This window comes from Pseudomonas sp. G.S.17 (assembly GCF_038096165.1).
GTDB lineage: Bacteria > Pseudomonadota > Gammaproteobacteria > Pseudomonadales > Pseudomonadaceae > Aquipseudomonas.
Window position 1 is genome coordinate 2,767,757 of sequence record NZ_CP151076.1, and the last position, 13,309, is coordinate 2,781,065.

The window sequence follows — 13,309 nt, forward strand, 5'->3', positions numbered from 1 at the left end:
CCGCTCAATCCCGATAAAAGACCTGGACCAGGTGATAGCCGAACTTGCTTTTGATCGGGCCATGCACCACGCGCAACGGCTTTTTGAAAATGACCTGGTCGATGGCTCCAACCATTTGGCCAGGTCTGACTTCACCCAGATCGCCGCCGCGCTTGCCGGACGGGCAGGTCGAGTGCTTTTTTGCCAGTACGTCGAAGGCTTCACCCTTGGCGATACGCACCTTGAGTTGCTCGGCCTCTTCGGCAGTCTTCACCAGAATGTGACGGGCTTGGGCTTTCATGTGACGGACGCCTGAAGAAAAAACGGCGGTCATTATCACACATCAGGCGACGCGGTTTTTCAAAACCTGGCGCATCAGTGATTGCGTCCGGTAGCCTTCTGCGGCCAAGCTACACGCCTGCTATCGATGAACTGTTGTTCGGGGCAAGCGTCGCATGCAAGTGACCCATCCTCATTTACCTAATTTCGTGCGGTGCTGATTATGGATTTTCCGGCGTTGTTGAAGATTCTGGCCAGCCAGGATGGATCGGACCTTTATCTTTCTACCGGTGCGCCGCCATGCGCCAAGTTCAACGGCGTCCTCAAGCCGTTGGGCACTGAAACCCTGAAGCCGGGTGAAATTGCCGCTGTTGCACAAGGCATCATGGATGCTGAGCAAAAGCTGGAATTCCATCGTGAGCTGGAGATGAACCTCGCGGTTTCCATGGCTGGCATCGGCCGGTTCCGGATCAACATTTTCATGCAGCGCAACGAAGTTTCCATCGTGGCGCGCAACATCAAGCTGGATATCCCGCGCTTCGAGGATCTGTTTCTGCCGCCGGTGCTGCTCGATGTGATCATGGAGAAGCACGGGCTGGTGCTGTTTGTCGGCGGCACGGGCTCGGGCAAGTCCACGTCATTGGCGGCGCTGATCGATTACCGCAATCGCCACGCCAGCGGCCACATCATCACCATTGAAGACCCGGTGGAGTTCATTCATCGCCACAAAAAATCGATCATCAATCAGCGCGAAGTGGGCGTCGACACGCGCAGTTTCCATTCGGCCTTGAAAAACACGCTGCGCCAGGCGCCGGACGTGATTCTGATCGGTGAGATCCGCGACCGGGAAACCATGGAGCATGCCCTGGCATTCGCCGATACCGGCCATCTGGCGATTTCAACGCTGCACGCCAACAACGCCAACCAGGCGCTGGACCGCATCATCAACTTTTTCCCGGAAGAGCGTCGCAATCAGTTGCTGCACGATCTGGGCAACAACCTCAAGGCCTTCGTTTCCCAGCGATTGGTCAGGACCACCGACGGCAAACGCCGCGCGGCGGTGGAGGTGATGATGGGCACGCCAACCATTCGCGACCTGATCCAGCGCAATGAGCTCAACGAACTCAAAGGCATCATGGAAAAATCCGGCGGCCTGGGCATGCAGACCTTTGATACCGCGCTTTACGAGTTGGCGATTGAGGGGGTCATCAGCGAAGAAGAGGCGCTCAAGCACGCCGACTCACTGAATAACGTGCGTCTGCGCCTCAAGCTGCATGGGGAAGGTGGCGTTACCGGTCAGCTGACCACGCCACCGCCGCCACCGACGCCGGCAGCCAGCGTCAAAGTAGCGGATTGGGGATTGGTGGATGAGCGTGAGGAAGGCAAGCCGGGCATCTGACTCAGCGCGCCAGCCAGCCACCGTCGACATTCCATGCCGCGCCGCGCACCTGAACGGCGGCGTCGCTGCACAGGAACAGCACCAGCTCACCGAGCTGTGACGGTGTAACGAACTCCAGCGACGGTTGTTTTTCGGCCAGCAGATCGTGCCTGGCCTGCTGCGCGTCGCCGCTGGCCGCAGCGCGATCATCAATTTGCTGTTGCACCAGCGGGGTCAGCACCCAGCCAGGACAGATGGCGTTGCAGGTCACGTTGCTGGTCGCGGTTTCCAGGCCCACGACTTTGGTCAGGCCGATAACGCCATGCTTGGCGGCGACGTAGGCGGCTTTGCCAGTGGAGCCGACCAGCCCATGCACCGACGCGATATTGACGATGCGCCCCCAGTCTTTGTCGCGCATGCCTGGCAGGCACAGCCGTGTGCTGTGAAACACTGAGGACAAGTTGATCGCGATGATCGAGTCCCAGCGTTCAATCGGGAAATCCTCCACTGAATCGACGTGTTGTATCCCGGCATTGTTGACCAGAATGTCGACGCCGCCGAACTCACGTTGCGCGTAGGCAACCATGTCCGCAATCTGTTCGGGTTTGCTGACGTCGGCCGGATGATGACCCACCTTGCCGCCGAATTGTTCGACCTCGGCGATCACCGCAGTGACATCGCCGAAGCCGTTGAGGATCAGGTTCGCCCCAGCCTTGGCCAGGCACATGGCGATACCCAGGCCAATGCCGCTGGTGGAACCGGTGACCAGTGCCGTTTTGCCTTGCAGACTCATGGTGTGTACCTCAAACGATGCCCGTGGCGTAGAACGTGCCGATGACGACGAACACGGCCAGGGTCTTGATAATGGTGATGCTGAAAATATCCCGATACGCTTCGCGGTGCGTGAGGCCGGTAACCGCCAGCAAGGTGATCACCGCGCCGTTGTGCGGCAGGGTGTCCATGCCGCCACTGGCCATCGACGCCACGCGGTGCAGCACTTCCAGCGGAATATTGGCGGCGTGGGCGGCGCTGATGAAACTCTCGGACATGGCCGCCAGCGCGATGCTCATGCCACCCGAAGCCGACCCGGTTATGCCTGCGAGCAAGGTGACGGTGATTGCTTCGTTAACCAGCGGGTTGGGAATGCTTTTCAGCCAGTCCGCCAGCACCAGAAAGCCTGGCAACGAGGCGATGACCGCGCCGAAGCCGTATTCCGATGCGGTGTTCATGGCAGCAAGCAACGCGCCACTGACTGCGCTTTTGCTGCCTTCGGCCAGACGGCTGCGTATCGCGGCGAAGCCACACACCAGCACCATCAGGATGCCCATCAGCAGCGCGGCTTCCACGGCCCAGATCGCGGTCAGTTTGGCGATATCGGTCTGGATCGGCGTAGCCATACCCGGCAGCGCCAAGGTGTGGGTTTTGCCATACAGCTGGGGAATCCACCAGGTGAACAACAGGTTCGCCAGACCCACCAGAAGCAGTGGCGACAGGGCAATCAGCGGATGCGGCAGCTTGATGTCTTCGGCGGTTTCCGGCTCGTTGCGCAGTTCAGTGCCGTAACCTTCACCGGCCTTTTGCGCCTTGTTGCGCTGACGCTGCAGATAAAGCATGCCGGCGCAAAACACGAAAATCGTGCCGATCAAACCCAGCCACGGTGCCGCCCAGGCGGTGGTGTTGAAAAAGGTCGTGGGGATGATGTTCTGGATCTGCGGCGTGCCGGGCAGGGCGTCCATGGTGAAGGAAAACGCCCCGAGCGCGATGGTCGCCGGTATCAGGCGTTTAGGAATATCGCTTTGGCGAAACATCTCGGCGGCAAACGGGTAGACCGCGAACACCACCACGAACAGCGAAACGCCGCCGTAGGTGAGCAATGCGCAGACCAGCACGATCACCAGCATCGCTTGCCGAGTACCGAGAACGCCGATGGCAGCGGCAACGATGGCCCGGGAAAAACCGGACAGCTCGATGAGCTTGCCGAACACGGCGCCTAACAGGAACACAGGGAAGTACAACTTGACGAAGCCGACCATCTTGTCCATGAACACCCCGGTAAACGCTGGGGCTACGGCAGAAGGGTCAGTGAGTAATACCGCAGCCATGGCGGCGATGGGGGCGAAGAGGATAACGCTATAACCACGGTACGCAGCGAGCATCAACAGCGCGAGGGCTGCCAAGGCAATGATCACACTCATTGAGTGTCTCCTGGCCTGGGACTACAACGAACTCAGAGGCTGCCGAGGGCGCTCTGCATGGATCGCTGAATCCGGTCGGCATATTGTTATTGTTTTCGGCAGCGGCGATGGCCGCGTAATGGGTATAGCGGGTTTCATGCCATATTGCTAAGTTATTGTTTTATAACAATAATTTATGATGGTGCACGCAGCGTCGACTATTCAGGTCTCTATAGCGAGACAAATAATGAGCAAGATTCTGCGATGGCCAACTTGAATGGCCGCGAATAGGGCATGAGGGCTGGGTTCGGCAGCAGTCTCAATAAGTAGATCCAGTCTCCTTATTGAGACTCGGCAATCCCTAACGCGGCCATCTTCTTGTATAGCGTGGACCGGCCCAGACCCAACTGGCTGGCAGCTTCAACCACGCTGCCCGAACAGTTCATCAAGGCTTGTTCGATCAATTGTCGATCAAACCGCTGCCGCGCCTGGCTGAACGTCTCGAAAACCGACGGCTCTACCGCGCTGAAGCAAGGGCGCAAGGGAATCAGCTGACCAATTGCCGCGCGAATATCCCGGGCATTGAGCACCAGCTCATCGCTAAGGAGCGCGGCGCGTTCCAGCACATTGCGCAGTTCCCGGATATTTCCTGGCCATGCGTGCTGCGCGAGCAAGGTCAGCGCGCCGCTGTCCAGTTCGTGCTGGCTGTGCAACTCCTCAAGAATCGCCTCGCTGAGGGATGGCAAATCGTCCAGCCGTTCCCGCAGGGGCGGAACCCGAATTGGCAGGACGCTCAAGCGGTAATACAGATCGGCGCGAAACTCGCCACGCTTGATGGCTGCTTCGAGGTCAATCGAAGTGGCGGCAATCAGGCGAATATCGCTCTGAATGACGTCATTGGATCCCACCGGCTCGTATTCCTTTTCCTGCAATACCCTGAGCAGCTTGCTTTGCAGGGCGAGCGGCATGTCGCCGATTTCATCGAGAAACAACGTGCCGCCTTGGGCAATCTGCAGCTTGCCCGGTCGGCCTTTGCGATCCGCGCCGGTGAAGGCCCCCGGCGCGGTGCCGAAGAACTCGGCCTCCAGCAAGGTTTCCGGGATAGCCGCGCTGTTGATGCTGACAAAAGCTTTATGCGCCCGAGGCGACGCGCTGTGAATCGCATGGGCAAGCAACTCTTTGCCAGTGCCGGTCTCGCCGAGCAGCAACACTGGCGAGTCGGCCCCGGCGCTACGTCGGGCGCGACGCTTGACCTCCAGGCTGGCCGCACTGGTGCCGATGAAATGGGCGAAACTGTATTTGGCCTGACGCGCCCGCAGCAGTGAGCGAGTGGAGGCCAGTTCTTCCTGCATGCTCAGGTAGCGCTTGAGCAGCGGCGTCAGGGCGTGCAACTCATCGAACAAGGCGAAACCGATGGCGCCGATCAGGTCGCCCGATACGTCATGGATGGGCAGGCGCATGACCACCAGGGGGTCTTTGGCGGTGTCCATCATGTCCAGCAGGATTGGGCGGCCGTTGGTCGCGACCTGTCGCAACAGACTGCCGGGGATCACCTTTTCACAGGGCTGGCCCAGCGCCGCGCTTGGGTCTTCCAGGCCGAAACGCCGCGCGTAGCGTTCGTTGATCCAGACAATGCGCGCGTCCTTGTCGACGATCACAGTGCCTTCGCTGGATTGCTCGATGATTTCAAACAGCGAACGGATCGCCAGTTGTCGTACCCGCCGATAATCGTGGAGGCTGTCGCTGTCTTTCATGGGGTGTTCCGTTGTTTGTATCCGGCGTCTGGCCGCACAGAATGCCCGTTTTTAATTGAAACCCGGATGCGCCGCTGCCAGCAATTCCCTGGTGTAGGGGTGCTGAGGCGCATCGAACACATCATGGCTAGCGCCACGTTCGACCACTTTGCCGTCCTTGACCACAATCAGGTCATGGGCGAGTGCCCTGACCACTGCAAGGTCATGACTGATAAACAGGTAAGTCAGTCCGTGTTTTTCCTGTAATTGGCGCAACAACGCCACAACTTGTTTTTGTACCGTTCGGTCCAGCGCCGAAGTTGGCTCGTCCAGCAGAATCAAAGCGGGCTTGAGCACCAGGGCGCGGGCGATGGCGATACGCTGCCGCTGCCCTCCGGAAAACTCGTGAGGGTAGCGATGACGGCTTTGCGGATCGATCCCCACCTCTTCCAGTACCCGAATCACCTCGACTTCACACTGCAGCGGGTCAAGCTCGCTATGGACTTCAAGACCTTCGCTGATGATCTGTGCCACCGACATGCGCGGGCTGAGACTGCCGTAAGGGTCCTGAAACACTACCTGCATCTGTTTGCGCCAAGGGCGCATCTGCTTCTGAGTGAGGCCCTCCAGTGCCTGACCTTGAAAACGAATACTGCCACGCGATTCCAGCAAGCGCAGGATTGCCTGACCAAGTGTCGATTTTCCCGAGCCGGATTCACCAACGATTCCGAGGGTTTTACCGCGTTCGATGCTCAGGCTGATGTCATCCACCGCCTTGAGGTATTCCTTGTGGCGACGCAGGATGCCGCCGCCCAGGGAAAACCACACGCGCAGATTGTCGACTTGCAGGACTTTTTCACGGCTATCGCGTGGCAGCGGTTCGCCAGCGGGTTCGGCATCGAGCAACAGCTTGCTGTAAGGATGTTGCGGCGCCTTGAACAGCGTTTGGCAATTGGACTGCTCGACGATTTCCCCGGCGCGCATCACGCAAACCCGCTGAGCCACGCTATGCACGAGGTTCAGGTCATGGCTGATCAATAGCAGCGACATGTTCAGGCGCTGCTGCAGTTCCTTGAGCAACAGCAGGATTTTGCGCTGCACCGTTACATCCAGCGCGGTGGTCGGTTCGTCGGCGATCAACAGCTCCGGTTCGCAGGCCAACGCCATGGCGATCATCACCCGTTGCCGCTGCCCGCCGGAGAGTTCGTGAGGATAAGCCTTGAGGCGCTTTTGCGGATGCTGGATGCCCACCAGTTCAAGCAATTCGAGGATACGTTTTTGCGCTGCGCGACCACTCAAGCCTTTGTGCAGCAACAAGGTCTCGCCGATCTGCTTGGACACCGTATGCAGCGGGTTCAGCGAGGTCATCGGCTCCTGAAAGATCATCGCGATCTGATTACCACGCAATTGGCGCAGGGTTTTACTGTCAGCGCCGAGCAGTTGCTGGCCGCGATAAAGAATACTGCCGGTGCTGACCGTGCCGCTGGTGGGCAGCAATTGCAGGATGGAGTGCGCCGTTACCGACTTGCCCGATCCCGACTCGCCCACCAACGCCAGGCATTCACCGGCGCGGACATCCAGACACAGGTTCTTGACCACGGTCTGGCCGTTGAACGCGACGCTGAGGTCGCGGATTTCGATCAGGTTGTCCGTCATTTCAAGACCTCGGGTCGAAGGCATCACGCAGCGCCTCGCCAATGAAAACCAACAGCGAGAGGATCAGCGCCAGGGTAAAGAAGGCGGTCAGGCCCAACCATGGCGCTTGCAGGTTCTGTTTGCCCTGGGCGATCAGCTCGCCCAGGGAAGCGCTGCCGGCGGGCATGCCGAAGCCGAGAAAGTCCAGAGCGGTCAAGGTCGAAATCGCCCCGGTCAGAATGAACGGCAAGTAGCTCAGCGTCGCATTCATGGCATTGGGCAGAATGTGCCGCAGAATCACCTTGCGGTCGTCCAGGCCCAGCGCCCGTGCGGCTTTGACATATTCCAGGTTGCGCCCGCGCAGGAACTCGGCGCGCACCACATCCACCAGGGCCAGCCACGAAAACAACGCCATGATGCCCAGCAGCCACCAGAAATTGGGTTCGACAAAACCCGAGAGAATGATCAACAGATACAGCACCGGCAAGCCGGACCAGACCTCCAGTAAGCGCTGCCCGATCAGATCCACCCAACCGCCGTAAAAACCTTGCAAGGCACCGGCGGCGATGCCGATCAGCGCGCTGATTATCGTCAGTGCCAAGGCAAACAGAATCGACACCCGCGCCCCGAAGATCACCCGCGCCAGTACATCCCGAGCCTGATCGTCCGTGCCCAGCCAGTTGGTTTCGCTGGGCGGGCTCGGGGCAGGGCGGTTCAAATCATAATTGGGTGTGTCATCGCTGAATGGAATCGGCGGAAAGACCATCCAGCCATCGCCTTTTTTGATCAGCTCACGCACGTAATCGCTGCGGTAATCAGGCTGGAAAGGCAGTTGGCCGCCGAATTCCTGTTCGGTGTAGCGCTTGAAGGCCGGAAAATACAGGCTGTGCTGATAGCTGAGCAGCAACGGTTTGTCGTTGGCGATGATTTCGCCTCCCAGACTCAGCAGGAACAACCCGCAAAACAGCCACAGCGACCACCAGCCGCGACGATTATTGCGAAAACGGTCCAGACGACGCTGGGCCAGCGGAGAAAGTCTGTTCATCAGACATTCCTCGCGCTGAAGTCGATTCGCGGATCGACCACGGTGTAACAGATGTCTCCGACCAGTTTTATCAGCAGGCCAAACAACGTGAAGATGAACAGCGAGCCGAAGACCACGGGATAATCCCGTGACACGGCGGCTTCGTAACTCATGCGCCCGAGGCCATCGAGGGAGAAAATCACCTCGATCAGCAGCGAACCGGCGAAAAACACACTGATGAAAGCCTGAGGAATACCGGCAACCACCAATAACATTGCATTGCGAAACACGTGGCCATATAACACTCGGCGTTCGCTGAGCCCCTTGGCGCGGGCGGTCACTACGTATTGGCGGGTGATCTCGTTGAGAAATGAGTTTTTGGTCAGAATCGTCAGGGTGGCGAATCCACCGATTACCAGCGATGACACGGGCAGAACCAAATGCCAGAAATAGTCGGCGATCTTGCCCACGGTGCTCATTTCAGCAAAGTTTTCCGACACCAGCCCGCGCACCGGAAACCAGTTAAGCGACGTTCCGCCAGCGAAGACCACCACCAACAGCATCGCGAACAGAAACGCCGGCATGGCGTAGCCAATGATGATTGCCGTGCTGCTCCAGATGTCGAACTGGCTGCCGTGTTTGACGGCCTTGCGAATGCCCAGTGGGATGGAAATTAGATACGTCAGCAGCGTTGCCCATAACCCCAGGGAAATCGAAACCGGCATCTTTTGCAGAATCAGGTCAGTCACTTTAGCGCCACGGAAAAAACTGTTGCCGAAATCCAGCTGGGCATAGCTCTTGAGCATCAGCCACATGCGTTCATGCAATGGCTTGTCGAAACCGTACTGGCGTTCGATTTCCTTGATCAGCTTTGGGTCAAGGCCCCGCGAGGCACGGGATTGGGATTGATTGGCGTTGATCGACTCGGCAGGTGCACTGCCGACACTGGCGTTTGCGCCGCCAATGCCTTGCAGGCGGGCGATGGCTTGTTCAACCGGTCCACCCGGGGCGGCCTGAACAATGAAAAAATTGACCAGCAGAATGCACAGCAAGGTTGGAATGATCAGCAGCAGGCGTCGCAATAAATAGCCGAGCATTCACTTCATCTCCGAGGCAATGGCTGAAACACCGCGTTTTGCCGCGAATTGCTCGTTGGTCAGCGGGGTCGGGCTGATTTCCCACCAGGTGTCGATGGCTTCAGCGTTGCTGGCCTGAACTTTCGGAATGCCAAAGCGGTTCCACCAAAGGGTCGATGCGCCCGGCGGATAATAATTGGGAATCCAGTAATAACCCCATTGCAGGACGCGATCCAGGCAATGTGCGTAATTGACCATCGTCGCTTTGTTGTCAGCCTTGACCACGCCTTCGATCAAGCTGTCGATGGCCGGGTCCTGCAAGACCATATAGTTGCTGGAGCCGGGATCGCGGGCGCCCTTGGAGCCGAAGTTGTTGTACAGCTCCATGCCGGGAGACGAGGACACGGAATAGCCGGTGACAATCATGTCGTAATCCCGGGCCATGACCCGGTTCAGGTATTGGGCGGCATCGATGCGGCGAATCTCGAAAGTGACGCCGATCTGCGCCAGGTTACGCTTGTAGGGCAACAGGATTTTTTCGAAACCGGCCTGACCGTTGAGGAAGGTGAAGCTGAGCGGCTCGCCCTTGGCATTGACCAATTGGTCGCCCTTGGGCATCCAGCCAGCTTCCTCCAGTAGCGCCAGGGCCTGCAGCTGTTTGTCACGGATAAAACCCGTGCCATCGGTTTTCGGGGTGCGGAACACCTCACTGAACACCTCTGGAGGAATCTTGCCGCGCAGCGGTTCAAGAATCTTCAGCTCGGATTCGCTGGGCAATTGCGTCGCGGCCAGGGGCGAGTTGGAAAAGTAGCTGTTCTGGCGGATGTACATGTTGCGCATCATCTGCCGGTTGGTCCATTCGAAGTCCCAGAGCATGGCCAGCGCCTGACGCACGCGACGGTCCTGAAACATGGGGCGATCCAGATTGAACACGAAGCCCTGGGAACTCTGCACCGCACCTTTGGCCAGGTGCGCTTTCTGCAGGCGCCCCTCATCCAGCGCCGGGCTGTCGTACAGAATCGAGTAAGCAGTAGCGGAGTATTCGCGGTTGTAATCGTAGGCGCCGCCTTTGAGCACCTGCCGCGCTACGTCGGTGTCGCCGAAATACTCCACGCTGAACGAATCAAAGTTGTAGAAGCCCTTGTTGACCGGCAGATCGTTGCCCCACCAGTCCGGGTCTCGGGCAAAGGTGATGCTGCGGCCCGGATCAACCTTGGCGACTTTGTAAGGCCCGCTGCCGAGGGGGATTTCAAAGCCGCCGCCGCCCGCGAAGTCGCGGTTTTTCCACCAGTGCTCAGGGAAAACCGGCAGCGACGCCAGGTCCAGAGGCAGGCTGCGGTTCTCGGCACTTTTGAAATCGAAGCGGATCTGGGTCGGCGATTCCACCTCAACGGCCTTTACGTCCTCAAATTCCGTGCGGTATGACAGGCTGCCCTGGGTCATCAGCAAATCGTAGGTATAGCGCACATCTTCGGCGGTGATTGGCGTGCCATCGGCGAAGCGGGCCTTGGGGTTCAGGATGAACCTCAAGGACAGGCCGTCGTCGCCGCGCTCCATTTTTTGCGCTACCAGGCCGTACACGGTGTTGGGTTCGTCGAGGGACTTCACGGCCAGGGGTGAGTACACCATGCCGTTGAGTTGCGAAACGCCGGTGCCTTTGTCGAGATAGGGCATCAGGTGATCGAACTGACCGATTTCCTGCGCCGAGCGGCGCATGCTGCCCCCTTTTGGCGCGTCTGGATTCACATAGTCGAAGTGTTTGAAATCAGCAGGATAGCGGGGCGCTTCACCGTAGACGGTCAGCGCGTGCAGGGAAGCGGCGGACGAAATTTGAAGGCCGGACAGCAAGGTCAGCGTTACAACGATCAGCGATGAAAAAACAAAACGCATTACTCGAATCCTGGACTGACCTCCGCAGGCGGACATCAGGGTTAAGGGTCATGATCGACGAAATGTCTTACACGTTGTCCGACGCAGCACAGGTATCTACAGGTAAATACCGCTGCGCTCAAGGTACCGGATACCGAGCACCTTTGTAACCAGATGATGCGTCAGTGGCAGCGGCAACACGATGGCACCGCCGGGAGCAGTAACACAAACGAGTAATCGGCCAACATTGAGCAATTGATAGCACTGTTAGCAATTTGCTTGCCGTGTTGCGGGGTAGGGGTAGGAGGTATTGGCTGGCCAGAGGAAACAATGGATCGGCAATGATCGGCTTAAATAAAAACGGCCCGCTTGGGGCGAGCCGTTTTTCAATCATCGCACAACAGGAGGATCAGTCCTGGCGGCTGGTGACTTCCAGCAAGTGATAGCCGAACTGGGTCTTGACCGGACCTTGTACGACGTTCACTGGAGCACTGAAAACGACGGTGTCGAATTCCTTGACCATCTGGCCAGGACCGAACGAACCCAGATCGCCGCCTTGACGGCTCGAAGGGCAGCTCGAGTTGGCTTTTGCTACTTCGGCAAAATCAGCGCCGCTTTCGATTTCCGCCTTGAGTGCGTTGCATTTTGCTTCATCGGAAACAAGGATGTGGCGGGCAGTGGCTTTGGCCATGGGGAATTGCTCCTGTTAAAAAAAGTGAAAGCCTACCGGATTAAGGGACGCTTTTCCTGCTAAAAGTTCCAGAGACGTCACGGGACACGTGACCATCGGCGCCCGGTTGATATGCCCGACTTGCCGAAAAAGCCCCGTCGTGCGCGGCCGCGTCACTGTGAGCCGCGCCAGAACCAGCCGTCAGATCAGGGCTGCGATTTGTACCTGATTATCTGTAACGCAGCTTGTCCACGGCGTCTCGCAACAGCTGTTCGGTGTCGTTCCAGCCCAGGCAGCCATCGGTAACCGAGACACCGTAACGCAGGAATTCGCTCAACGGCTGGCAACCCTCGAACAAATGGCTTTCCAGCATCATGCCGACCAGCGATGTGTCGCCTTGGAGGCGTTGAGCCAGCACGTCGCGGAAGACGTGAGGCTGGCGCAGCGGATCCTTGCCACTGTTGGCGTGGCTGCAATCCACCATGATGCGGGCGCTGAGCGCATGTTTTTCGAGGCTGCCGCGTATTTGAGCGACGCTTTGACTGTCGTAGTTCGGTCCGCCATGGCCGCCGCGCAGGACGATATGTGTGTCGCGATTACCTTGGGTTTCGATAATCGCCGGATGACCCTGGCGGTCCATGCCGAAATGGCGGTGCGGGTGAGCCGCCGAACGCATGGCATCGCTGGCGACTGCAATGCCGCCATCAGTTCCGTTCTTGAAGCCGACAGGCATTGGCAGGCCGCTGGCCATTTCCCGATGAAGCTGCGATTCGGTGGTGCGCGCGCCGATTGCCGCCCAGCCGAGCAAATCGTCGAAGTAGCCAGCGGCCATGGGTTGCAGGATTTCGGTCGCAATGGGCAGTCCCAGGCCCAACATTTCCCGCATCAAGTGCCGTGAAAGCGTCAAGCCACCCGCCATATCATCACTGCCATCCAGCTGCGGGTCGTAGGCCAGGCCTTTCCAGCCGACTGTCGTGCGCGGTTTTTCCACGTAGGCACGCATCACCAGCAGCATCTGGTCGCTGACTTGCGCGGCCAGATCGGCCAGGCGCTGCGCGTATTCCAGGGCTGAGTGCGGGTCGTGAATCGAGCAGGGGCCAACGATCACCAGCAGGCGCGAATCATCGCCATTGAGAATCGCGCGTATCGCCCGACGATGGGCGGCGACTTGTTCCGTCAGGGCAAGATCCAGCGGTATTTGGGACTTGAGCTGCAGGGGGCTGGGCAGGCGTTGGGGCGCCGGGACGCTGTCGAGTACCGTGAGATTGCTGGGCGACAGGTCGGATGATTTGACTGAGACAGAAGAATTCATATTAGGGCTTCCTGGACTGGCGGGCGCTCCCGCTCAGGTCCTACTGATGTGTTCGACAATTTGCCGTATTGGCTGTGTGCAACTGGCTGCCACCCGTAAGTGACCGATCGGAGGCGGCTGGCTGTCCCGAACGGAGGTTGCTAAATCGCCAGGCGAAGCGGCTGTCGTAACGGTAATAAG

Annotated in this window: 11 protein-coding genes; 1 reads left to right on the forward strand and 10 read right to left on the reverse strand. The window is 58.6% G+C overall.

All coding sequences use genetic code 11. The features are described 5' to 3' along the window. Positions 1–4: 4 nt before the first annotated feature. Complete coding sequence (locus AABC73_RS12785; RefSeq protein ID WP_020290056.1) at positions 5–280, reverse strand: peptidylprolyl isomerase; 276 nt, start codon at positions 278–280, stop codon at positions 5–7. Positions 281–481: 201 nt separating this feature from the next. On the opposite strand from AABC73_RS12785, the gene AABC73_RS12790 reads away from it, so the two are divergent. After that, complete coding sequence (locus AABC73_RS12790; protein ID WP_341523893.1) at positions 482–1,657, forward strand: PilT/PilU family type 4a pilus ATPase; 1,176 nt, start codon at positions 482–484, stop codon at positions 1,655–1,657. Position 1,658: 1 nt separating this feature from the next. Here AABC73_RS12790 and AABC73_RS12795 read toward each other — a convergent pair whose 3' ends face one another. From AABC73_RS12795 to AABC73_RS12835, 9 genes are all read right to left on the reverse strand, one after another. Further along, positions 1,659–2,429, reverse strand: coding sequence for a 3-hydroxybutyrate dehydrogenase (locus AABC73_RS12795; RefSeq protein WP_341523894.1), 771 nt, complete (start codon positions 2,427–2,429; stop codon positions 1,659–1,661). A gap of 10 nt (positions 2,430–2,439) precedes the next feature. Continuing rightward, positions 2,440–3,831 (reverse strand): GntP family permease, encoded by a 1,392-nt coding sequence (locus AABC73_RS12800; RefSeq protein ID WP_341523895.1) that lies wholly within the window; start codon positions 3,829–3,831, stop codon positions 2,440–2,442. A gap of 320 nt (positions 3,832–4,151) precedes the next feature. Next, positions 4,152–5,564, reverse strand: a complete 1,413-nt coding sequence (locus AABC73_RS12805) for a sigma 54-interacting transcriptional regulator (protein ID WP_341523896.1) — start codon at positions 5,562–5,564, stop codon at positions 4,152–4,154. A 51-nt stretch (positions 5,565–5,615) separates the two neighbouring features. After that, on the reverse strand, positions 5,616–7,199 hold the full coding sequence (locus AABC73_RS12810) for an ABC transporter ATP-binding protein (RefSeq protein ID WP_341524229.1): 1,584 nt from the start codon (positions 7,197–7,199) through the stop codon (positions 5,616–5,618). A 1-nt stretch (position 7,200) separates the two neighbouring features. Then, complete coding sequence (locus tag AABC73_RS12815; protein ID WP_341523898.1) at positions 7,201–8,223, reverse strand: ABC transporter permease; 1,023 nt, start codon at positions 8,221–8,223, stop codon at positions 7,201–7,203. Continuing rightward, complete coding sequence (locus AABC73_RS12820; protein WP_341523899.1) at positions 8,223–9,299, reverse strand: microcin C ABC transporter permease YejB; 1,077 nt, start codon at positions 9,297–9,299, stop codon at positions 8,223–8,225. The genes AABC73_RS12815 and AABC73_RS12820 overlap by 1 nt, the downstream gene beginning before the upstream one ends. Then, positions 9,300–11,168 (reverse strand): extracellular solute-binding protein, encoded by a 1,869-nt coding sequence (locus AABC73_RS12825; RefSeq protein ID WP_341523900.1) that lies wholly within the window; start codon positions 11,166–11,168, stop codon positions 9,300–9,302. It lies immediately after the preceding gene. A 388-nt stretch (positions 11,169–11,556) separates the two neighbouring features. Continuing rightward, a complete protein-coding gene (locus tag AABC73_RS12830) occupies positions 11,557–11,838 on the reverse strand; it encodes a peptidylprolyl isomerase (protein WP_341523901.1) in 282 nt (93 codons plus the stop codon). 208 nt (positions 11,839–12,046) lie between these two features. Continuing rightward, a complete protein-coding gene (locus tag AABC73_RS12835) occupies positions 12,047–13,129 on the reverse strand; it encodes a 3-deoxy-7-phosphoheptulonate synthase (protein WP_341523902.1) in 1,083 nt (360 codons plus the stop codon). Positions 13,130–13,309: the final 180 nt, after the last annotated feature.

What these genes read in the sequence shown, in the direction of transcription:
- AABC73_RS12785 (WP_020290056.1), bottom strand. Translation starts at nt 280, where the DNA reads ATGAAAGCCCAAGCCCGTCACATTCTGGTGAAGACTGCCGAAGAGGCC.
- AABC73_RS12790 (WP_341523893.1), top strand. Translation starts at nt 482, where the DNA reads ATGGATTTTCCGGCGTTGTTGAAGATTCTGGCCAGCCAGGATGGATCG.
- AABC73_RS12795 (WP_341523894.1), bottom strand. Translation starts at nt 2,429, where the DNA reads ATGAGTCTGCAAGGCAAAACGGCACTGGTCACCGGTTCCACCAGCGGC.
- AABC73_RS12800 (WP_341523895.1), bottom strand. Translation starts at nt 3,831, where the DNA reads ATGAGTGTGATCATTGCCTTGGCAGCCCTCGCGCTGTTGATGCTCGCT.
- AABC73_RS12805 (WP_341523896.1), bottom strand. Translation starts at nt 5,564, where the DNA reads ATGAAAGACAGCGACAGCCTCCACGATTATCGGCGGGTACGACAACTG.
- AABC73_RS12810 (WP_341524229.1), bottom strand. Translation starts at nt 7,199, where the DNA reads ATGACGGACAACCTGATCGAAATCCGCGACCTCAGCGTCGCGTTCAAC.
- AABC73_RS12815 (WP_341523898.1), bottom strand. Translation starts at nt 8,223, where the DNA reads ATGAACAGACTTTCTCCGCTGGCCCAGCGTCGTCTGGACCGTTTTCGC.
- AABC73_RS12820 (WP_341523899.1), bottom strand. Translation starts at nt 9,299, where the DNA reads ATGCTCGGCTATTTATTGCGACGCCTGCTGCTGATCATTCCAACCTTG.
- AABC73_RS12825 (WP_341523900.1), bottom strand. Translation starts at nt 11,168, where the DNA reads ATGCGTTTTGTTTTTTCATCGCTGATCGTTGTAACGCTGACCTTGCTG.
- AABC73_RS12830 (WP_341523901.1), bottom strand. Translation starts at nt 11,838, where the DNA reads ATGGCCAAAGCCACTGCCCGCCACATCCTTGTTTCCGATGAAGCAAAA.
- AABC73_RS12835 (WP_341523902.1), bottom strand. Translation starts at nt 13,129, where the DNA reads ATGAATTCTTCTGTCTCAGTCAAATCATCCGACCTGTCGCCCAGCAAT.